Source organism: Pseudohongiella nitratireducens (assembly GCF_001642735.1).
In the GTDB taxonomy this organism is placed as follows: domain Bacteria; phylum Pseudomonadota; class Gammaproteobacteria; order Pseudomonadales; family Pseudohongiellaceae; genus Pseudohongiella; species Pseudohongiella nitratireducens.
Genome location: NZ_LWHM01000001.1, coordinates 58,763 through 78,474, shown reverse-complemented (window position 1 = coordinate 78,474; position 19,712 = coordinate 58,763). Strand labels below are relative to the sequence as shown.

The 19,712-nt window shown below is 51.9% G+C and carries 17 protein-coding genes and 2 tRNA genes; 9 read left to right on the top strand and 10 right to left on the bottom strand.

The features are described 5' to 3' along the window. The first annotated feature begins 59 nt into the window (after positions 1–59). From PSCS_RS00370 to PSCS_RS00355, 4 genes are all read left to right on the top strand, one after another. Positions 60–2,933: an MBG domain-containing protein gene (locus PSCS_RS00370; protein ID WP_068893808.1), complete on the top strand. Its 2,874-nt coding sequence runs from the start codon at positions 60–62 to the stop codon at positions 2,931–2,933. A gap of 20 nt (positions 2,934–2,953) precedes the next feature. Continuing rightward, on the top strand, positions 2,954–3,595 hold the full coding sequence (locus PSCS_RS00365; protein ID WP_157885571.1) for a ShlB/FhaC/HecB family hemolysin secretion/activation protein: 642 nt from the start codon (positions 2,954–2,956) through the stop codon (positions 3,593–3,595). A 149-nt stretch (positions 3,596–3,744) separates the two neighbouring features. Next, positions 3,745–4,206 (top strand): MgtC/SapB family protein, encoded by a 462-nt coding sequence (locus tag PSCS_RS00360; RefSeq protein WP_068809812.1) that lies wholly within the window; start codon positions 3,745–3,747, stop codon positions 4,204–4,206. Between the two features lie 90 nt (positions 4,207–4,296). Next, the gene (locus PSCS_RS00355; protein ID WP_068809811.1) at positions 4,297–4,761 is read left to right on the top strand and encodes a hypothetical protein; all 465 of its coding nucleotides are present in this window, start codon (positions 4,297–4,299) and stop codon (positions 4,759–4,761) included. Positions 4,762–4,776: 15 nt separating this feature from the next. Here the strand turns inward: PSCS_RS00355 and PSCS_RS00350 are convergent, their stop codons facing one another. After that, positions 4,777–5,847, bottom strand: coding sequence for a DUF748 domain-containing protein (locus PSCS_RS00350; protein ID WP_068809810.1), 1,071 nt, complete (start codon positions 5,845–5,847; stop codon positions 4,777–4,779). Between the two features lie 118 nt (positions 5,848–5,965). Further along, a tRNA-Met gene (locus tag PSCS_RS00345) sits at positions 5,966–6,042 on the bottom strand. A gap of 198 nt (positions 6,043–6,240) precedes the next feature. Between PSCS_RS00345 and PSCS_RS00340 the strand changes: the two genes are divergently transcribed. Beyond that, the gene (locus PSCS_RS00340; protein WP_068809809.1) at positions 6,241–8,304 is read left to right on the top strand and encodes a TonB-dependent receptor domain-containing protein; all 2,064 of its coding nucleotides are present in this window, start codon (positions 6,241–6,243) and stop codon (positions 8,302–8,304) included. An 82-nt stretch (positions 8,305–8,386) separates the two neighbouring features. Here PSCS_RS00340 and ychF read toward each other — a convergent pair whose 3' ends face one another. The 8 genes from ychF to PSCS_RS00300 all read right to left on the bottom strand — a co-directional run bounded on the left by ychF (position 8,387) and on the right by PSCS_RS00300 (position 15,522). Further along, complete coding sequence (gene ychF / locus PSCS_RS00335) at positions 8,387–9,478, bottom strand: redox-regulated ATPase YchF (protein ID WP_068809808.1); 1,092 nt, start codon at positions 9,476–9,478, stop codon at positions 8,387–8,389. A gap of 50 nt (positions 9,479–9,528) precedes the next feature. Then, positions 9,529–10,116 (bottom strand): aminoacyl-tRNA hydrolase, encoded by a 588-nt coding sequence (gene pth, locus PSCS_RS00330; protein ID WP_068809807.1) that lies wholly within the window; start codon positions 10,114–10,116, stop codon positions 9,529–9,531. A gap of 12 nt (positions 10,117–10,128) precedes the next feature. After that, positions 10,129–10,776: a 50S ribosomal protein L25/general stress protein Ctc gene (locus PSCS_RS00325; protein ID WP_068809806.1), complete on the bottom strand. Its 648-nt coding sequence runs from the start codon at positions 10,774–10,776 to the stop codon at positions 10,129–10,131. Positions 10,777–10,876: 100 nt separating this feature from the next. Further along, the gene (locus PSCS_RS00320) at positions 10,877–11,833 is read right to left on the bottom strand and encodes a ribose-phosphate pyrophosphokinase (protein WP_229694590.1); all 957 of its coding nucleotides are present in this window, start codon (positions 11,831–11,833) and stop codon (positions 10,877–10,879) included. Positions 11,834–12,079: 246 nt separating this feature from the next. Then, positions 12,080–12,155: transfer RNA gene (locus PSCS_RS00315), tRNA-Gln, on the bottom strand. A gap of 106 nt (positions 12,156–12,261) precedes the next feature. Continuing rightward, entirely contained in the window at positions 12,262–13,134 is an 873-nt protein-coding gene (ispE, locus tag PSCS_RS00310) for a 4-(cytidine 5'-diphospho)-2-C-methyl-D-erythritol kinase (RefSeq protein WP_068809993.1), read from the bottom strand. After that, positions 13,127–13,747 (bottom strand): lipoprotein insertase outer membrane protein LolB, encoded by a 621-nt coding sequence (lolB, locus tag PSCS_RS00305; protein ID WP_068809804.1) that lies wholly within the window; start codon positions 13,745–13,747, stop codon positions 13,127–13,129. Before lolB ends, ispE begins: the two co-directional genes overlap by 8 nt. After that, positions 13,744–15,522 (bottom strand): tetratricopeptide repeat protein, encoded by a 1,779-nt coding sequence (locus tag PSCS_RS00300; RefSeq protein ID WP_068809803.1) that lies wholly within the window; start codon positions 15,520–15,522, stop codon positions 13,744–13,746. Before PSCS_RS00300 ends, lolB begins: the two co-directional genes overlap by 4 nt. Positions 15,523–15,652: 130 nt before the next feature. Here PSCS_RS00300 and hemA point away from each other — a divergent pair, with 130 nt between their 5' ends. Genes hemA through PSCS_RS00280 form a run of 4 tightly spaced genes read left to right on the top strand, consistent with a single transcriptional unit; the run spans position 15,653 to position 19,711 of the window. After that, entirely contained in the window at positions 15,653–16,963 is a 1,311-nt protein-coding gene (gene hemA, locus PSCS_RS00295) for a glutamyl-tRNA reductase (protein ID WP_068809802.1), read from the top strand. Next, entirely contained in the window at positions 16,960–18,042 is a 1,083-nt protein-coding gene (gene prfA, locus PSCS_RS00290) for a peptide chain release factor 1 (RefSeq protein ID WP_068809801.1), read from the top strand. The genes hemA and prfA overlap by 4 nt, the downstream gene beginning before the upstream one ends. A gap of 1 nt (position 18,043) precedes the next feature. Further along, positions 18,044–18,904, top strand: coding sequence for a peptide chain release factor N(5)-glutamine methyltransferase (gene prmC, locus PSCS_RS00285; protein ID WP_068809800.1), 861 nt, complete (start codon positions 18,044–18,046; stop codon positions 18,902–18,904). 9 nt (positions 18,905–18,913) lie between these two features. Then, the gene (locus PSCS_RS00280) at positions 18,914–19,711 is read left to right on the top strand and encodes a HesA/MoeB/ThiF family protein (protein WP_068809799.1); all 798 of its coding nucleotides are present in this window, start codon (positions 18,914–18,916) and stop codon (positions 19,709–19,711) included. The last annotated feature ends 1 nt before the right edge of the window (position 19,712 follow it).

The following is a 19,712-nucleotide window of genomic DNA, read 5'->3' as shown; positions in this document are numbered from 1 at the left end:
CCTGGTTCTGTGAGCCGGATAATTAGTCGGTATATTCGTTGCAGTTGGTAGGTTTCGTCATGGATGTAAATAACCCCAAAGCCAGTCTCAGTCGTCGTGTGATCAGTTACTCCGTCAGTGCTGTCCTCGGTCTGGGCAATTCATACACGGCACTGGCTCTGCCGATAGGTGCCAATATGCAATATGGTGATATCCAGATTGATGCGGCCGAACAATCGATGTTGATAGAGCAACTCAGCCAGTTTGGTGTGATTAATTGGGACAGTTTCTCAATTGATGCGGATCAACGCGTTGATATTTCGCAATTAAACCTGGATGCCGCCGTTCTAAATCGCGTTACGGGTGCTAATCCTTCTGAACTGTTAGGCCAGTTGAGTGCCAATGGGCGCGTTTATGTGATTAACCCGAATGGGGTGCTGGTCGGCGAAGGAGCAAATATCAATACCGCAGAGTTTATCGCATCGGCGCTGGATGTTGCCGATTCTGATTTTCTTGATGGTGGCGATCTGACGTTTGCGGGGCAGTCTGATGCTGCCGTGATCAACCTTGGGCAGATTACGGCCGACAACGGTGATGTCATTTTAATTGCACAAGTGGTTGAAAACGCGGGTGAACTTAATGCTGAAAATGGCACGGTAGGGCTGGCCGCCGGGGGCAACGCTTACGAGTTGGCCATCAACCAGAGCGGTATCGTCCGTGCGACCGGAGTCACGCAACGGGAAGGTCGCATCCTGTTAACGTCACAGGGTAGCGATATTGATGTTTCTGGCACATTAGAGGCCAGATCAGCGTCTGGCGATGGTGGGCAGATAAATGTCGGTGGTGGTCGTGCGGGCCAGAACCCTGATTTGGCCAATGCAGCCAATGTCAATGTGAGTGACAGCGCCCTTATTGATGTGTCAGCCAAAGCTGAGAAGGCTGATGCCGGGACAGCCATTGTCTGGTCTGACAGGCAAACCGATTTCGCGGGTAATATTTATGGTCAGGGTGGCAGTGATTCTGGTGATGGTGCTTTTGTTGAGATCTCCGGGCGAGAAATACTGAATTACACAGGTAATGCTGATCTGCGCTCAACCAGCGGGGAAACGGGTACGCTTTGGCTGGATCCAGCGCAGGCGGTGATCAGTACAGCATCCAATGATACCGCGAACGGTGTGTTCAATAACGCAGTGATAGAACAGAACCTGGCAACAGCGAATGTTGTCGTTGAGGCGTCAAATTATTCAACGGCTTCATTTAGCCCTGGCAGTATCCTGGTGTCAGCACCGGTTAGTTGGTCATCGAATAGCCGCCTTACATTAAAGTCAGCTGGCGCTATCTCGATTGAAAACAACCTGAGCGGAGCAAATGGTGAACTGGTATTAAGTGCGGGCGTTGGTGATCCTGCAGATCAAGGGGGGGACATCAGCTCTACTGCGGGAAGTGAAATAAATGTATCAACACTGCAGATTCAACAAAATAATGACGCACAGCCTTTTGGGGTGCAGTTACCGCCAGCTGTTGAACGTAAACTTGGGAGCATAACCCTGGCTGGATCGATAAAGGCCGGAACCCTGGATATTCTTCGTCAGAATGCGGGTTGGGGCAGTGCGATCAATATTAATAATACTACCAATCAGATTGCCAGGTTTCAGACGACTGCTGACAGTTTGTCCGCATCAGCGAGTTTCGAAGGTGATATCCTGATTGATGCCGGTAACTCTGCATTAGCAGTGGCTGCTGATTTGTCTGATATGGGCCCCGGCAGGGCGATAACATTTCTTGCTGACAATAACATTCAGCTTCTGGCGGGCACTCAGTTGTCATCGGGCACGAATGCCAATGTCATCATAGCATCTCGTAGTGGCGCATTTGCCAATCAGGCTGGTGCCAATGCCGTACTGCCAGGCAGTAATGGTCGCTTTTTAATTTATTCCGACACGCCTGACAATATCAGCAAGGGAGGGTTGTCGGCTTCGCCTCTATACAATCACACATACGCTGCTGATTTGCCTTCATCCATCACTGAATCAGGCAACCGTTTCGTATATTCACTGGCACCTGAAGTGACACTGACGGCGGATAATGTCAGTCGTACCCAGGGGGCAGCAAACCCGACCCTGAGCTACAGTGTCAGCGGTTTGGTGGGAGGGGACAGCCAGGCTGATGTTTTTACCGGCACGCCAACGCTATCGACCACTGCTGGCAATTCTTCTGCAAATGGTGATTACAATATTGATATCGCCACAGGCAGTGTTGTGCTGTCAGATTTTGGCTATGGTCTAAATCTGCAGGATGGGACATTGACCGTCGGACCGAACAAGGAGTTGCTGGTCACTGCAGATAACCTGTCTCGTGTATACGGCGAGGCAAACCCGGCGTTTACTTCCTCTTACTCTGGTTTTGTGGGAAGTGATGATGACAGCCTGTTTGATGGATTTACGATCAACTACAGCACAACAGCCCAGGTAAATTCACCAGTAGGTAATTACAATATTGTTCCATCTGGCGCTAATTCATTAAGTGACTATGACATCAACTATCGTAATGGCACACTTAGCATCAGCCCCCGGTTGCTGAACATTCGGGTGCAGGATGCGAGTATCGACTACCTGGACAGTCAACCAGACTATTCGGTGACCTACAGCGGCCTTGCCAGTTTTGATAGTGCTTCAGATATCAGTGGTCTGGTTATTGATGATGCTGCTTACTCTGGTGTGGGCGGTTTTGACATAGTCGCACGAGGCGCGTCGAACAGTAACTATACCATTCAATATCAGCACGGTACGTTGGAAGTAAACCCCCGGCCTGTGACGCTCACGGTGCGGGACACTTCCCGCCGCTATGGACAGGATAATCCGACTTTCAGTTTACGTGCCAGTAATACAGTGCCGACTATAAATACAGCGATAACAACCTGGATTATGTGCTGCCGCCTTTTGTTTTTGCAGTAACTAATACGGAAACGGAAATCATGCAAGCGCGTGTCGCGTATCAGGCAACACTGAGCGACAGCCGAGGTTATACACAGGCAGATATTGGTTTGACTGCTTCTCCAGGAGGATTGTTAGCAAAAAATTCAGATGAAGCGTTTACCAATACCCGATTCAATGCCAGTGCTGACTATACCTACCTCACGTTCGATTTAAGGCGGGAAACACGTTTGCAGCAAGCCCCGGATGGCTGGCGATGGCTGGTTAACTCTGGTGGACAGTTGTCCAACCGTAACTTGCTGGGTAGCGAGCAGTACTCGGCGGGTGGTAATGCGACAGTGCGCGGCTACGAAGAAGAGGAGGTGCTTGGTGATAATGCGTTTTACTTTAATCAGGAACTGGTTCTGCCCATGCTGTCGTTGCTGGATCCAGGGCGCTTACAGCCGGGCTCGACTGATGCGCTGACCCTGTTCGCCTTTCAGGACTATGCCCACACCTGGAACCAGGACAAACTACCTGACGAGAAGGCGTTTGAGATTGCCAGTGTGGGTATTGGGTTTCGTTATCAGTACCAGCCTTATCTGAGTGCTTCGTTTAGTTATGGGTGGCAGCTTAAGGACAGTGGTAGTAGCAATGAAGGTGATAATCGCAGAATGCATTTTTCTTTGCGTTTTACCCTTTAGGGCCTGGTACTACGCTTTCGTTTTTCTGAAATGCAGCCTGAGCATGAAGGGGGAATTAGCTTTTCCATGTCAGGAATTTAAGGCGTCGCCTGTACGTTGGTATCTTATATAGGGTACTAATGTAGATCCTGGCAAGCAAAGGATGAAAAATGGAAATTGTAGACCCCAACTGGCAAGCCCAGCTGGAAATGTTCGTGCACGTGCTCATTGCAGTCGTTCTTGGTGGACTGGTCGGTATGGAAAGGGAGGCGGTGCGCCGGCCAGCTGGGGTGCGTACATACGCCATTCTAAGCGGTGCGGCCTGCCTTCTCGTTGTGCTAACCGATGTCATCATCTCGTTTTTTTCCAGCGAATCTGTTCTTTCGGTGATGCGTACAGATCCTGTTCGTGTTGTTGAAGCCATTATTACCGGGACCGCATTTCTGGGGGCCGGTACAATTTTTCGCCATCGCAACAATAATGTTGAAGGCCTGACGACAGCCGCGTCCATGCTGCTTGTGGCCAGCGTCGGAATCGCCGTAGCCCTGGATCAGATATATCTGGCAGTGATGGTGACGGCACTGACGTTGATACTGCTCAGGGTTGCCAGAAAGTTCCTCACCCAGCATTAACAGCGATCTGCGCTACATGCTGCCAGTGGAAACAGCACCTGCCGGTTTATGTTACAGTGCCAGTGTGTCGTGCGTTTTCATGGAGAATATATGTCCAGAGCCAGCGGAAATACAGATTCCAGTCAAGACACCTTCCGTTCCATCAGAGCGTGCCTGGAGAAAACTGCCGTGATATGTCGTGCCGCTGCAGACGACCTGCAGGATCACCTCAACGAGGTGAACCCGACTTATCAGGAAGCCCTGTCGCGAATGGTCAGTACGGAACACGAACTGGCTCAGCTGTTGGCTGATTACGCCAGTCAGGGTCCGGAAAAGGTACTTGCTACGCGTGTTCAGTTTTTCCCGCAGCTACCCGAAACCCCTGACTCCAGCTCAGTGGGTGAGGCGATTCAGTACTTACAGCTAATCAACGGGGCTGGTGTAGAGAACCTGCGCGAGCAGATCAACAATGTTATTGCACCAGATGTGGCTGAAGAGCTTGATACACTCTGGCGTGATGCTGAGACATTGTGTCGGCGCATTTCTGTGACCCATACGACCATGCGTGATATTTGATCGGTTGTCGATTACTCAGTCTGCTTCCAGATTAATGCTGTTGTCGATCCGGGCCTCCAGTGCATCGACGAAGGCGTTACGTAATATTGCGGCTATTGCGGCGAATGTATCAATGTCCGGCTCATCAAGTGTTCCTGAGAACTCAACTTCGGTGGCAAACTGATTGCTGGCCTGGTTCTCGAAAATTTCCGTTATCGCACCGGTAAATAGCTCGGCCAGATTGCGGAACAGACCGTCCCCATCTTCCTCGACATCTCCCTTCCAGGAAAAGACATCAATATTATGCAGTACGGGTCTCATGTAGCCGGTCAGCTCCCCTGCATCACTGGCCATTTCAAGCGCCAGATCTAACTCCCCGGCTTCGAGGTCGAAAGGCGCGTAATAATTGAGCAGGTTCTCAAAGTCAGTCAGGCCAATATCACTTGCTTCAAGATTGATATCAAAAGTTGGTAACTGTGTGTTGGGGGTCAGGGAAACATCGAAGGCCAGATTGCCACTGCCAGTCGTATTGGCTGTAGCACTAACAAGCGTTGTAAGCTCTTTGGCCAGGTCGCGACTGTTGGCTATGTTTAGGGCGATCAGGTTAATGTCCTGCAAAGAGACATCAATCGGGGGAGAGGCATTCGAGTTTAGAAAAACAACACGCCCATCGCGAATTTGCAGATGATCGATACGCAAAGGAAACAGGTCATTAGCAATATTGAGCCAGGGCTCACCAGCCCCGGACTGACGCTCTTCTTCTGCGGTACTGTCCACAAAATTCAGCACTGGTTGAGTCAAATCGACTTCGCCAACGATTGTGCCGCCCAGTAATGCAGACCATAACAGTGAAAAGCGCAGTTGCTGTGTGCTGAATAAAGGTTGCTGGACGAGGCCGTTTGATTTGACGATCTCGATATTCTCTATGGAATAGCTACCAGCCAGGAGGGAGAGGTCGACATTGCCAACCCGGCCATCGTAATCTTCGGCGCGATCCAGGGTGCGATTGACGTAAGACTGCAGTGCCACAGGCAGTGCGGCGCGCAGGAGCAGTAATCCCAACGCGCAGAATAACAATATCCTGGCCGCTCTCTTGATATGAGGCATTTCTGCATAGTAGTTGAGCGCGGAGCTACAATCAATATTACGCGAGCCAGGTATAAACTAAGCGAACACGGGCAGATGTGCCGTGGATGAATTATTCAGGGAGCATGAAGAGAAGAAGTGGTAGCTACGGGTGGACTTGAACCACCGACCCCAGCATTATGAATGCTGTGCTCTAACCAGCTGAGCTACGTAGCCACATCGAGGGTGCGAATTCTGTCCATTTATCATGCTTTTGTCAAGATTCAGATCGCAAGATTTTGCATTCTTCCTTTCATTACCTGTTAGAGCTGACTAACCGACCTCCAGAAAAAGTGTAAAGTGTCTTAATTGATACAGAGAAGGCGAATCAATATCATTTGCGTTTCACAATTATGCAGTTGACTGGAGTGCCCTATGTTCCCCCGCCCTTTAGATGCCGGCTTTACCTGCAAGGCATTATCCCTTGTTATTCCCGCCATGCTGGTAACGTCATTCTCTGTTGCTCAGGAAGACGATGTTGAAGAAATCGTAATCACCGCCGCTGGTTATCAGCAACGTATCATCGATGCTCCGGCTTCAATTTCGGTTGTCACTCGCGATGAACTGGAAAAACAGCAATACACTACAATTGTTGATGCCATGGCTAACATACCTGGTGTTTATGTGACGGGTGGCTCGAACATGCAGGACATCAGCGTCCGAGGGATGAGCGATGATTACACGCTGTACCTGGTAGATGGCCGACCCATTTCTGCCGGACGCAGCGTTAACACCAATGGTAATGACGGTGGCAAACAGATAGGTCTTCCACCGTTGGCCATGATAGAGCGAGTTGAAGTGATTCGTGGTCCGATGTCTTCACTGTATGGCTCAGAGGCGATGGGCGGAGTTGTCAATGTAATTACCCGGGTAACACCTGAGGTCTGGGGGGGTAGTGTGGCCGCAGACTATACGGCTTCCCAGAATGATGTCAGCAACGACGCCTACAACACGGAGTTTTATCTGGGTGGCCCGATTGTTTCTGATGTAATCGGTCTTGAGTTTAATGGCGCACTACTGCACACCGATGAAAGCGACCTCAATGGTGGCAGCGACAATGCCTCCAGTGAGCCGGAGTCCGATACCAAGCGCTTTGGCAGTGAATTGACATGGCAGATTAATACGGAAAACCGAGTCACTCTGGCAGCCAATACATCTAATATGGAGTACACAAGAACGCCGGGGCGGTCGATTGAAATCACGGACGATCCATCATCTTATGAGTTTGAAAAACAGTTGTTCACACTCTCTCATGAAGGCCGTTACGGTGATTGGTCAGTCAACTCATTTCTGCAACATGACATTTCAGACAAGGTACAGACATCTACCAAGAAAGAAGAGGTCACCACCCTTAACACGCAGTCCAACTATGTCGGGGACAACTACATTCTGACGTTGGGTGGGCGCTACAAACTGGAAGATCTGGTTGATGAAACCAACGGTCTGCTGGACGCCAACGTGCAAGGTGCAACCGCGAATGTGAAGCGCTGGATAGGCGCGCTGTTTGCTGAGGCAGAGTGGAGCTTCATTGAAAACCTGGGCATTACCACGGGTCTGCGCTACGACGATGATGAGCTGTTTGGCGGTCATGTGTCTCCCCGTATTTATGCTAACTGGCACAGCAGCGATAAACTGACATTCAAAGGTGGTATTTCTACCGGTTATTCACAGCCTTCACTACCAGCAGCCACTGCCGGATTTGGTCGGGGTACAGGTGGCCCGGGTTCACCTAATCTGTCACCGAATGGCGATCCTATTTCTCGCGCCCTGATTGTCGGTAATCCGGACCTGAAGCCCGAAACCAGTGTTAATTATGAGGCCGGTTTTATCTATAACGATAAGGACCTGGGGTTCAATACCACTGTCATGGCTTTCCATACAGCATTCAAAGACAAAATTGCTGAAGATCGTTATTGCGTATCCGATGGTGTTGATCGTGATGACTACCAGAACTATACCTGTGATTTTGGCGGTAATACCTATCAGTTCCTGAGCAGTCGCAAGAATATTGATGAGGCTGTGATGACAGGTGTCGAAGCATCCGTGTCCTACAATTTGACCGACAGCCTGGAAGTCACTGTCAATTACACGCTCACTGACTCCGAGCAGAAGACTGGAGATTTTGAGGGCGAACCACTGAACAAAATGCCGAAAAATATGGCCAATGTCGGGTTCGACTGGCAGCCGGGTATGTCTATGGATGTCTGGGGACGGGTCAACTATCGTGGTGAAACCAGTGACTTTCTGGGGCGTACCAGTATGAGTGCTGGCACGCCTGGCTATACTCTGGTTGATTTGGGTGGGGTTTACCACCTGAGTGATCAATTGAAAGTGATGGCCGGTGTTTACAACGTCGCTGATAAAACCATCACGAATGACACTTATGGTGTTGTGCTTGATGGGCGTCGTATAAACATGAGTTTGAATTACGATTTTTAACCCACGGTCAAACGGGGCTCATTTCTTATAATTCAGGCACAAAAAAGCCGGGGAAGTCCCCGGCTTTTTCAATCGATATCTTTTATACGTTAAAGCGGAAGTGAATCACGTCGCCGTCTTTGACGATGTAGTCCTTGCCTTCCAGACGCCATTTGCCAGCATCTTTGGCGCCTTGCTCACCGTTGTTATCCACAAAATCGTCGTAGCTGACCACTTCGGCACGGATAAAGCCTTTCTCGAAATCCGTGTGGATCTTGCCGGCCGCCTGGGGCGCCGTGGAGTTCACGGGAATGGTCCAGGCACGCACTTCCTTAACACCTGCCGTGAAGTAGGTGTGCAGACTGAGCAGACTGTAGCCGCCGCGGATCACTCGGTTCAGGCCGGGTTCGTCCATGCCCAGGTCTTCCAGGAATTCGGTTTTTTCATCATCGTCCAGTTCGGCGATTTCCGCTTCCAGTTTGTTGCAGATGGGAACGACGACGGCGTTCTCTTTCTCGGCGATGTCGCGCACAGTGTCGAGGAAGGAGTTGTTTTCAAAACCGTCTTCATCAACGTTAGCGATATACATTGTCGGCTTGAGTGTCAGCAGATTCAGGTCGCGCAACAGCTTCAGCTCGTCCTTGTCCAGATCGAAGCTGCGCAGTGGCTGAGCTTCGTTCAGATGAGGCTGGATTTTTTCCAGCAGTGCCACCATTTGCTTGGCATCCTTGTCCTGGCCCTTGGCCAGTTTGGCGTTGCGGGTCAGGGCTTTTTCGCAGGTTTCCAGGTCGGACAATGCCAGTTCAGTGTTGATGATGTCGATGTCACTGGCAGGGTTGATCTGGCCATCCACGTGCACTACGTTTTCGTCTTCAAAGCAGCGCACCACGTGAGCGATGGCGTCAGTTTCACGGATGTTGGCGAGGAATTTGTTGCCCAGGCCTTCACCCTTGGATGCGCCAGCAACCAGGCCCGCAATGTCCACAAACTCCATGGTGGTGGGAACCACACGTTCTGGTTTGACGATTTCGGCGAGTTTGTCCTGGCGCGGATCAGGGACGGCGACGATGCCTTCATTGGGCTCGATGGTGCAAAAAGGAAAGTTTTCCGCTGCGATGCCGTTCTTGGTCAAGGCATTGAACAAGGTCGATTTGCCGACATTGGGCAGGCCTACGATGCCGCATTTAAATCCCATAACGCTAGATCCTGTAAATATGTTCTGTTAATTGGCGCAACTGGCGCTGCTCATGCCTGGCTGTGCAGCTTCTGCATCGCCGGTTCGAGTTTGCCAGTGAGTAACTCAGGCAGTACTGACAGTGCCTGGTCAATATCATGTTCGATCTGAATCGTGTCGTCTTTGCCGGGGTTGCTAAGTACGTAATTAGCCACTTTGCTTTTATCGCCCGGGTGACCGACACCGATGCGCAGACGATGAAAACCTCTTTCTCCACCCAGGGCGTTGATAATGTCCCGCATGCCGTTATGGCCGCCGTGGCCACCGCCGGTTTTCAGTCGTGTTGTACCAACCGGGAAATCAATCTCATCATAGGCAACCAGCACTTCTGATGGTTCTATATTGAAATAGTTCACCATTGTGGCGACAGATAAACCGCTGCGGTTCATGAAAGTGGTGGGGAAGAGTAAACGCAGATCCTGACCTTCTGCGGTCAGGCGGCAAGTCATGCCGTGGAAGCGGGCTTCAGCGCGGAGTTCGCCCTGATAGCGTCGACAGATGGCGTCGAGAAACCAGACGCCGACGTTGTGACGATTATACTGATATTGTGGGCCGGGGTTCCCCAGACCCACAATCAGTTTGAGCTTGTTATCGCTCATGCAGCTTCCGGCTTACTCGTCGCCAGACTCAGCTGCTTCGCCTTCGGCATCATCAGCTGCATCATCTGAACCGCCGCGAGGTGCTTTAACTGTTACAACAGCGTGGTCAGCATCTTCACCGTGCGTCAGGTCAACACTGGTAACACCTTTCGGGAAGTTGATCTCGGAGATGTGAATAACTTCACCCACATCCAGGTTTTCAACATCAATTTCCAGGAACTCAGGCAGGTCTTTAGGCAGACAGGTAACTTCCAGTTCCGTGATGGTGTGCAGGATGCTGCCACCGCCCAGTTTAACGCCTTTACACTTGCTCTCGTTGATGAAGTGCAGAGGTACTTTGACGTTAATAGTCTGCTTGGCGCTAACGCGCTGGAAGTCAGCGTGCATGATCAGTGGCTTGGACGGATGACGTTGCAGATCTTTGATAACTACCTGTTCGTCTTTGCCGTCAATTTCCAGCGTGATGATGTGCGAGAAAAACGCTTCGTTCTGAACAGCCTTGGCGATCACACGGTGCTCAATAGCGATTGATTGTGGCTTCTTCTGTTTGCCGCCATAGACAATGGCAGGTACTTCGTGTGCCAGACGACGCAGGCGGCGGCTCGCACCTTTCCCCAGGTCGTTCCGGGCAGTTGCAGTTAGTTTAAACTCATTGGACATGGTGTCCCTCCAGTTTCTAAAGCTGGATAATAATTCGCGACCAATTATTATCCAGGCCAGTGATGAGGCAGTGGCAGTTGTTGCCGCTACCCGTTAAGCATCAGAGCTCTGTTGCATCGAACATGGCGCTGATGGATTCTTCATTGCTGACGCGTCGTATTGACTCAGCCAACAGGCGTGCCATGCTTAACTGGCGCACCTTTTTACATTTCTTGATTTCATCGCTCAGTGGAATCGTGTCAGTGACGACCAGTGAGTCCAATGGCGAATTGGCAATGTTGCTTGCGGCGTTGCCTGACAGAACCGGGTGCGTACAGTAGGCAATTACTTTGTCGGCCCCGTGCTCTTTTAGCGCCGCCGCTGCTTTACACAAAGTACCGGCGGTATCGACCATGTCGTCAACAATCAGACAGGTACGGCCTTTCACTTCACCGATAATATGCATGACCTGGGCTTCGTTCGCCTGAGGCCGACGTTTGTCGATGATAGCCAGGTCAACGTTGAGCTGTTTGGCTACGGCGCGGGCGCGGACAACGCCGCCGATATCGGGAGACACTACCGTCAGGTTTTCATAGTTCTGACGAACAATGTCCTCTGTCAAAACCGGAGATCCATAAACGTTGTCTACCGGGATACTAAAGAAGCCCTGGATTTGCTCGGCGTGAAGATCAACTGTCAGCACTCGGTTGATACCCACGGCTGAAATCATATCAGCAACGACTTTGGCGCTGATGGCAACACGAGAAGAGCGAACACGTCGATCCTGGCGGGCATAACCAAAATAGGGAATAACCGCTGTGATGCGGTTTGCTGAGGCGCGGTGCATGGCATCTGCCGTCAGCAGCAGCTCCATTAAGCTGTCATTGGTCGGCGCACAAGTCGACTGAATGATAAAAACATCTTTACCGCGAACATTCTCGAGAATTTCAACGGCAACTTCGCCATCACTGAATTTGCCGATTTGGGCCTCACCAACCGGGATACCAATGTACCGGGCAATTTTTTCCGCCAGCATAGGGTTCGCATTGCCGGTGAATACCATTAAGTTGTTAGCCATGTGCTGATTACCTTCAGGTTTGCCGCCGATATTGCTACGAAATCGGGACAGCGTCGCTTTGTTCAGTGGACGTTTGATGGTGAATTCCGCCTGTTGTGTCGTTGTGCATTCCTGGTCAGGGTTTGACGACTGGGTTCGCTATGGTGTGAGAACCGTCATTCCTAATGCGAACCGAACCGACTTGTCGGAATCCGACCAACCGGGCTTTTGGGCTCAGTCGGAGATCAGGCGGACTCCTAGGGAAAATGGCTGGGGTGGCAGGACTCGAACCTACGCATGCGGGGATCAAAACCCCGTGCCTTACCAACTTGGCGACACCCCAGTAATACTGCGTTATTTTACGCTATCGAACTGAAAATTACAGCCCTTTAGGGGGGCGGTATTATGCACTATTCAGTTCGGGTTGCCTAGATGTCACTGACAGAAAATTACAGGCATTTCAGTACCGGGGACCGGTTAACGCCTTTCGCTATCCAACCTTTCGTGCCGGACAAAGCGGGGTCTTCTGCCGTGTTCAGTGCTTGCAACACGTTTCTGGCGGCCTGCTCTGATGCCATCGGAGCAAAAACACTTGAGCCAGTGCCTGTCAGTCTTGCCGGGCCAAATTTCGAAAGCCATTGTATGGCTGAATCAACCTCGGGATACAGGCGTCTGACCAGTGGTTCACAGTCATTTCGGGACTGCCCTGCCAGAAAGGCGGCTATTTTGATGGGAGAGGAGTCTCGTGTCAATTGCTGATGTGAAAAAATTTCACCGGTATTGACGTGGCAGGCAGGGCTTAATACAACAAAATAAGGCTCTGGTAATGTTACCGGGGTGAGTTTTTCGCCAATTCCTTCAGCCCAGGCTGAATGCCCCATCACGAATACGGGTACATCTGCGCCCAGTGATACACCCAGTTCGGCTAACGCTTCCAGCGTCAGGTTCGTTTGCCATAAATGATTGAGACCGATCAATGTTGTTGCGGCATCGGAGCTGCCACCACCCAGCCCGGCGCCTGCCGGGAGATGTTTGTACAATGTGATATGGGCTCCCAGCCCGGTCCGGGTGTGCTGCTGTAATTGCCTGGCGGCACGAACAACCAGGTTGTTATCGGGGGCGCCCAGTGTCTGGTCCTGGCATTCAAAGGTGATTTGTCCGTCCGGCTGTATGCTGATCTCAAGCTCATCGCCATGATCCAGTAACTGAAATAACGTTTGCAGCTCATGGTAGCCATCAGGTCGCCGGCCTGTTATGTGCAAAAACAAATTCAGTTTTGCCGGGGCAGGAAGTCTCAGGGGACGGGTGCTGTTTTCACTCATCGCTGTCATCGCCAGTTTCTGTCAACGTCCAGTTGAGTCTGACCAGGTCCAGTCGCAATGGTGACTTGCTCAGTCTGATGCGAGTGGGCAGTGATGCCAGGCCGTAGTTAGTGTAGGCCAGGTACTGCACTTGCCAGCCGTTCTGATTAAGAGACGAAACCTGGTTGAGTTCGCCGAAAGTGAGTTCGGCTGCCATACCCGGAAAAGGCGCTCCTTTGATCCAATAGTGCAGATAATGAATGGGTAACTCAAAGCCAAGCTGGTCGTAGAAGAGCATTTCCGGCTCTTCGCTGATAAAGGGGGGCTCTCCTGCCTGTATGACGGTGACCCGTTCGGCTGTGCCGCTGATTTCGGTTGCGCCGATATTGAAAGTGCCCCAGAGATTGACCTGAAACTCTTCCTGTTGCTGCCACCAGCGAATCCGGGCCGATTGTGAATCCTGGTTATCCCGAACGTGCAAAGAACCTTGTATTGACCACTCTTGTAACTGGTTCAAAACCTGCTGGCGCTGCTCCCAGGCAGCGTTTACCGGGGCGTCCATACGGTCAGTGCCTGCACATCCGACCAGCAAGGTCAGTGCAAGCAGGGTAGAAAGAAGACGCAGCCCGCTCATAGTGGCAGTTCAATCTCCTGGCGTTCCAGGGCATCATGGATGAATTCGCTGTCAGGGTCTTTATCCAGCCCTTCCTGCCAGATCATCATCGCCTCGCCTTGTCTGCCCAGCGACCAGAGTACTTCACCAAGGTGTGCTGCGACTTCAGGGTCTGGAAACGCGTCATAAGCGCGTTGCAAATTGACCAGCGCATCCTGCAGATAACCCAGCTTGAACTGGATCCAGCCCAGGCTGTCTATGATGGCCGGGTCGTCAGGCATCAGTGTGATGGCTTGTTCGATGAGAGTCAGCGCCTCTTCGTAACGATCCGTGCGCACAGTCAGTGAATAACCCAGATGGTTCAGTGCCTGTGCATTGTCAGGTTGTATTGACAGAATTGCACGCAGGTCTGCTTCGGTGGCAGGGAAGTCGTCTAGCGTTTCATTCAGGCGCGCCCGTGTAAACAGCAGGTCGATATTTTCAGGGGCGACAGCCAGAGCCTGGTCGAGGACGACAGCGGCGCGTTCGTATTCTTGCGCCGATATGAGTGCCTGGGCCTGCAGGTTGGCCGCCACGGGAGCCAGTTCGGGGCGTGCCTCGGCAATTTCTCCGGCGGTATCACTGGCTTCCTGGTAGCGCTGTTCGTCAACCAGTAGTTGTAGGCGCTGGCGTTGCGCGCTCAACCAGGCATTAGATTGCCTGTTGATCTGTCCAAAATGGCGCAGTGCTTCATCGGTCGCCCCTCTGTCCTGAAGAATGGATGCCAGGTAATAGTGAGCTTCATCGCTGCGGTGACGTGCCTGTATCAGTTCGCGGAACTGGCTCTCGGCCACAGTCAGGCGTTCCAGTTCAAGGTTGATGAGGGCAAGCGAATACAGGGTTTCAACGTCGCCGGGGCGAGCGGCCATGAGTGCGTCGAATTGCTCGGCAGCGGCCTCCAGCTTACTGTTCTCGACCAGTAACTGGGCAAAGCTGTAGCGTAGTAAGCGGTGGCGCGGGTATCTCTCGACCCCTAGTGCCAGCAAACTCTCTGCTTCCTCATTACGGTCAGAGTTTTGCAGTATCTGTGCCTCGATCAGCAATATCCGCGGTGAGTCGCCAAAACGCTCGCGGGCCTGGTCCAGTTGTGCCTGTGCGGATTCGGTTTTGCCACTTTGATCATGAAGCTGAGCCAGGGCCAGGTATAGCGATGTTTGTTCGGGATAACGGCTCTGGATCGCTGTCAGCCGTTCAATAATAATGTTTCGCTGGCGATCCTCCAGGTTAAATGTGCGGGCAGATATCAGTGCAAAATCAATATCGCCGCCCAGTTCCAGTACCTGCTCAAGATGCGGTATCGCACGGATAAACTGGCCTTGTTCAATATATTGGTAGCCAATCACCAGGTGGGGGTTGCGGGCATTGGGTTCCACTTCAAGCCAGCGGTTGGCGATTTCCTGCATCGCCCGGGCGTTGCCAACAGCAGAGGCGAACTCGAGAGCGCGGCCAAGAATGCCGGGGTCACCGGTCTCCATACCCAGATGATAGTAGGATTCGGCTGCCTGTGGCATATAGCCGCGCATGCCGCCAATCTCCCCGAGTAGTGCCGTTTCCAACTCGTCGCGGGTGAAATTGCCGTAATTCTCCTCTGGTTCGGGAGGTGTGGTTTCGGCCGCGGTTTGATCGTCTGCGACAACGACAGAGGCGCTGTCAGACGCTTCGGAAGCAGTTTCTTGAGGGGCATCTGTTGCTGTGCTGGTGCATTGCCATAGCACAAGGCAGGCAATGCTGAGTGTGAAATTTCTGTACTTCATCATGATAATTGGGTGGTCCAAGTCCCACGAGTATTGCCGGATTGTAGCAAGTGTCGGCCATGATACATAATTGGGCAGGAAAACATTGGCGAATTCTAGTAATATAGCGCACTTTTTCCATTCAAGGTTGGCTATGGCGCTGGTTCTGCTTGGCATAAACCACAACACAGCAAATGTATCACTGCGGGAGCAGGTGGCGTTTCCACCTGAGCGGCTCAATGACGCCTTGCGCCAGGTGGAAGCACTGGCGGGGGTTAATGAGGCCGTCATTGTCTCAACCTGCAACCGAACCGAACTGTATGTGGATGTTGACTGCAATGACGAAGTTCAGGCGCAGGATACCGCTGTGTCCGATGCCAGTCAGCATGCCCATCAGCAGCAACTGTTGAGCTGGCTGAGTGATTTTCATGATGTCAACTTTGAAGAGCTGTCCGGGTGTAGCTATTTTTCCTGGTATGAGGATGTCATCCGCCATTTGATGAGAGTGGCTTGTGGCCTTGACTCGATGGTACTGGGTGAACCGCAGATACTGGGTCAGATAAAGTCCGCTTATGCGGTGGGCAAAGAGCTGGGTGCTGCCAAAGGCCAGCTGGGACGTGCCTTTCAGGAAGCCTTCTCAATCGCCAAGGAAGTCAGGACGGATACTGCCATCGGTGAAAACCCGGTTTCTGTTGCTTATGCATCTGTCACGTTGGCGGAACAGATTTTTTCAGATTTTGGCAGCCTGAATGCCCTGTTGATAGGTGCCGGCCATACCATTGAGCTGGTGGCCAGGCATTTGACGGAGCGTGGCCTGAGTCAAATCGTCATTGCCAACCGTACACTGGGCAACGCCGTTAACCTGGGCGAAAAGTTTGGCGCGCGCGGCGTGCTGTTATCAGATATTCCGGAAGAACTGGAAACTGCTGATATCGTGGTGTCTTCGACTAACAGCCAGTTACCTCTGTTAGGCAAGGGGGCTGTTGAACGGGCCTTGAAGGTTCGTCGTCATAAACCCATGCTGCTGGTCGATCTGGCGGTGCCAAGAGATATTGAGCCGGAAGTCGGGCAAATTGCCGATGCCTATTTATATAGTGTCGATGACATCCGGGATGTCATCGAGGATGGCGTAAAAAGCCGGGCCCAGGCGGCTGAGCAGGCTGCTGCTATTATTGAACGTGGCGTGGAAGATTATCTGCGTCAGCAGCGTGAGCGCAATGCGGTGGCAACCTTGCGGGAATACCGTGAGCATGCTGATACGATTCGCGAGGCCGAACTGGAGAAAGCCATGAAGATGCTTGCCAAGGGAGCTGAGCCTGAAGCAGTGCTGGCTTCGCTGGCCAGAGGTGTGACGAATAAGTTGATACATGCCCCCAGTGTTAAAATGAAACAGGCCAGTGCCGATGGGCGTGATGATGTTGTTCAACTGGCACGTGAGCTGTTTGATCTGAATGGTGATTCATGAAAGCGTCGATAATGCAAAAACTGGAGCATCTCAGTGACCGCTACCAGGAAGTCCAGGCTCTGCTGAGTGATGCTGAAATTATTGCCGACCAGGATCGGTTTCGCGCATTGTCAAAGGAGTTTGCTGAACTGGAGCCTATTGCACTGGAGTTTGCGCAATACCAGGGCGCACAGCAGGATCTGGATTCAGCACAGGGCATGCTTAAAGACAGTGATCCTGATATGCGGGAAATGGCTCGCGAAGAAAGCGAAACACTGAAAACGCAGCTGGCAGATCTTGAACTGTCTCTGCAAAAACTGTTGTTGCCCAAAGATGAGAAAGACACCATGGATGTTTTTCTTGAGATCCGGGCAGGTACCGGTGGTGATGAGGCGGCACTGTTTGCGGGAGACTTGTTCCGTATGTATTCGCTTTACGCTGAGTCGAAAGGCTGGAAGGTTGAGGTGCTCAGTGCTCGGCACGGTGAGCACGGTGGTTATAAAGAAATCATTACCCGTGTTGAAGGGCGCCAGGTCTATGGTCATTTGAAATTTGAATCAGGCGCTCACCGTGTGCAGCGGGTCCCTGAAACGGAGACCCAGGGGCGAATACATACGTCGGCCTGTACAGTTGCCATATTGCCGGCAGCTGATGAGGCAGGGGATATTGAGCTTAACAAGGCAGATTTGAGAATTGATACCTTTCGCGCCAGTGGTGCAGGTGGTCAGCATGTTAACAAAACGGACTCTGCTATCCGCATTACGCATTTGCCTTCCGGCATTGTGGTGGAGTGCCAGGACGAAAGGTCACAGCATAAAAACCGCGCTCGTGCGATGTCACTGCTAAGCGCGCGCCTCAATGATATGGCCCAGGCCGCCGCTGAAAAAGAACAGTCTGACACACGCCGGGTGTTAGTGGGGTCGGGTGACCGCTCCGAACGGATCCGGACATACAATTACCCTCAGGGGCGGGTCACTGATCATCGCATCAACCTGACGTTGTACAAGCTGTCAGAAATCACCGGTGGCCAGTTGGGACTGGTGGTAGAACCCCTGATCAACGAGTACCAGGCTGACTTGCTCGCGGAGCTTGCCGCCTGATATGGCTTGCACAGTCAAGCAACTCATTCAGTCTTCAGCGGCTTTGCTGCGAAGTTCTGATACGGCGTTGCTGGATTCAGAGCTGTTGCTCGCCGAAGTGCTGGGTGTGACGCGTACCCACATCATGATGTACCCGGAGAAGGTGTTGTCTGATGAGCAGCAGGGGCGCTTTCTTAGCTTGATTGATCGTAGAGTGAAGGGTGAGCCTCTGGCTTACATTACCGGTAAACAGGGTTTTTGGACACTTGAGCTGACCGTCACGCCAGATGTGCTGGTACCGCGACCTGAAACAGAGCTATTGGTTGAAATTGCGTTAGACGCGTTGCCCGCCGATCGGCAATGTCGGGTGCTGGATCTGGGCACAGGCTCCGGTGCTATTGCGTTGTCGTTAGCCAGTGAGCGCCCTGCCTGGACTGTCTGTGCCACTGATGCCAGTGCTAGAGCCCTGGCAGTGGCTAATCAGAATGCAAAAAAGTATGGTTTGTCAGACAGGGTCACATGGATAGCCGGTAACTGGTTTGATCCAGTTGCTAGCAGTGACAGGTTTGATCTTATACTGAGTAACCCGCCTTACCTTGCCGATGATGATTCGCACCTTGGGATGGGTGCTTTGCCATTTGAGCCTGTTTCCGCATTGGTGGCTACTGATGCGGGTCTGGGTGATTTCAAAACCATTATTGGCACAGCGCCAGGTTATCTTGTCAATGGTGGGCAGTTACTGGTCGAACACGGTTGTGAGCAGGGCAGTGCGGTGAGAACATTGTTTGACCAGGCAAAATTTGCAGACATTAGGACCATTCAGGACCTGGCTGGCCTGGATCGTGTAACGGTCGGAAAAATGCCAGGCAGCGGAAAGAATTAAGGTGTCTCCATGAATGATGAGCAGTTGTTGCGATACAGTCGACAAATCATGCTGCCGGCATTTGATGTGGCGGGCCAGCAGGCATTGCTGAATGCTACCGTACTGATTATTGGGGCTGGCGGGCTGGGATGTCCTGCTGCAATGTACCTGGCCGCCGCAGGTGTGGGCAAACTGATTCTTGTCGACGATGACCAGGTGGAATTAAGCAATCTGCAACGCCAGATACTGCATCAGGAGTCTGATATTGGCCGGGATAAGGTGATATCAGCCCGTGACTCGCTGAGATCATTGAATAGTGATATAGAGGTCGAAACACATACGATACGTCTGACGGAAGACAATCTGCAGTCAATACTGCATAGTGTGGATGATAGTGGCAATGAAAACACGGCAATCGACCTGGTAATAGATGCCTGCGACAATTTCAGTACACGATTCATGATTAATCGTGCATGTATTGCAGCCGGACTGCCACTGGTCTCCGGTGCCGCCATACGGATGGAGGGCCAAGTTGCTGTGTTTGATACACGGCACGCTCAAAGCCCCTGCTATCAGTGTCTGTACCAGGAAGGAGATGATGAGCAAATGAGCTGCGCCAGAAATGGTGTGATGTCACCACTGGTTGGCCTGATTGGAAGTTATCAGGCTCTGGAAGCGATCAAGGTTCTGGCTGGTGTAGGAAAAAGTCTCTGTGGGCGCCTGCAGTTATTTGATGGGATGACCTCGCAGTGGCGGGAACTGAAATTATCGCGTGATCCGGCTTGCCCGGCATGCGCCAATCGTCCGGTGTCCGGACAGAATTTATAAG

What these genes read in the sequence shown, in the direction of transcription:
- PSCS_RS00370 (WP_068893808.1), top strand. Translation starts at nt 60, where the DNA reads ATGGATGTAAATAACCCCAAAGCCAGTCTCAGTCGTCGTGTGATCAGT.
- PSCS_RS00365 (WP_157885571.1), top strand. Translation starts at nt 2,954, where the DNA reads ATGCAAGCGCGTGTCGCGTATCAGGCAACACTGAGCGACAGCCGAGGT.
- PSCS_RS00360 (WP_068809812.1), top strand. Translation starts at nt 3,745, where the DNA reads ATGGAAATTGTAGACCCCAACTGGCAAGCCCAGCTGGAAATGTTCGTG.
- PSCS_RS00355 (WP_068809811.1), top strand. Translation starts at nt 4,297, where the DNA reads ATGTCCAGAGCCAGCGGAAATACAGATTCCAGTCAAGACACCTTCCGT.
- PSCS_RS00350 (WP_068809810.1), bottom strand. Translation starts at nt 5,847, where the DNA reads ATGCCTCATATCAAGAGAGCGGCCAGGATATTGTTATTCTGCGCGTTG.
- PSCS_RS00340 (WP_068809809.1), top strand. Translation starts at nt 6,241, where the DNA reads ATGTTCCCCCGCCCTTTAGATGCCGGCTTTACCTGCAAGGCATTATCC.
- ychF (WP_068809808.1), bottom strand. Translation starts at nt 9,478, where the DNA reads ATGGGATTTAAATGCGGCATCGTAGGCCTGCCCAATGTCGGCAAATCG.
- pth (WP_068809807.1), bottom strand. Translation starts at nt 10,116, where the DNA reads ATGAGCGATAACAAGCTCAAACTGATTGTGGGTCTGGGGAACCCCGGC.
- PSCS_RS00325 (WP_068809806.1), bottom strand. Translation starts at nt 10,776, where the DNA reads ATGTCCAATGAGTTTAAACTAACTGCAACTGCCCGGAACGACCTGGGG.
- PSCS_RS00320 (WP_229694590.1), bottom strand. Translation starts at nt 11,833, where the DNA reads ATGGCTAACAACTTAATGGTATTCACCGGCAATGCGAACCCTATGCTG.
- ispE (WP_068809993.1), bottom strand. Translation starts at nt 13,134, where the DNA reads ATGAGTGAAAACAGCACCCGTCCCCTGAGACTTCCTGCCCCGGCAAAA.
- lolB (WP_068809804.1), bottom strand. Translation starts at nt 13,747, where the DNA reads ATGAGCGGGCTGCGTCTTCTTTCTACCCTGCTTGCACTGACCTTGCTG.
- PSCS_RS00300 (WP_068809803.1), bottom strand. Translation starts at nt 15,522, where the DNA reads ATGATGAAGTACAGAAATTTCACACTCAGCATTGCCTGCCTTGTGCTA.
- hemA (WP_068809802.1), top strand. Translation starts at nt 15,653, where the DNA reads ATGGCGCTGGTTCTGCTTGGCATAAACCACAACACAGCAAATGTATCA.
- prfA (WP_068809801.1), top strand. Translation starts at nt 16,960, where the DNA reads ATGAAAGCGTCGATAATGCAAAAACTGGAGCATCTCAGTGACCGCTAC.
- prmC (WP_068809800.1), top strand. Translation starts at nt 18,044, where the DNA reads ATGGCTTGCACAGTCAAGCAACTCATTCAGTCTTCAGCGGCTTTGCTG.
- PSCS_RS00280 (WP_068809799.1), top strand. Translation starts at nt 18,914, where the DNA reads ATGAATGATGAGCAGTTGTTGCGATACAGTCGACAAATCATGCTGCCG.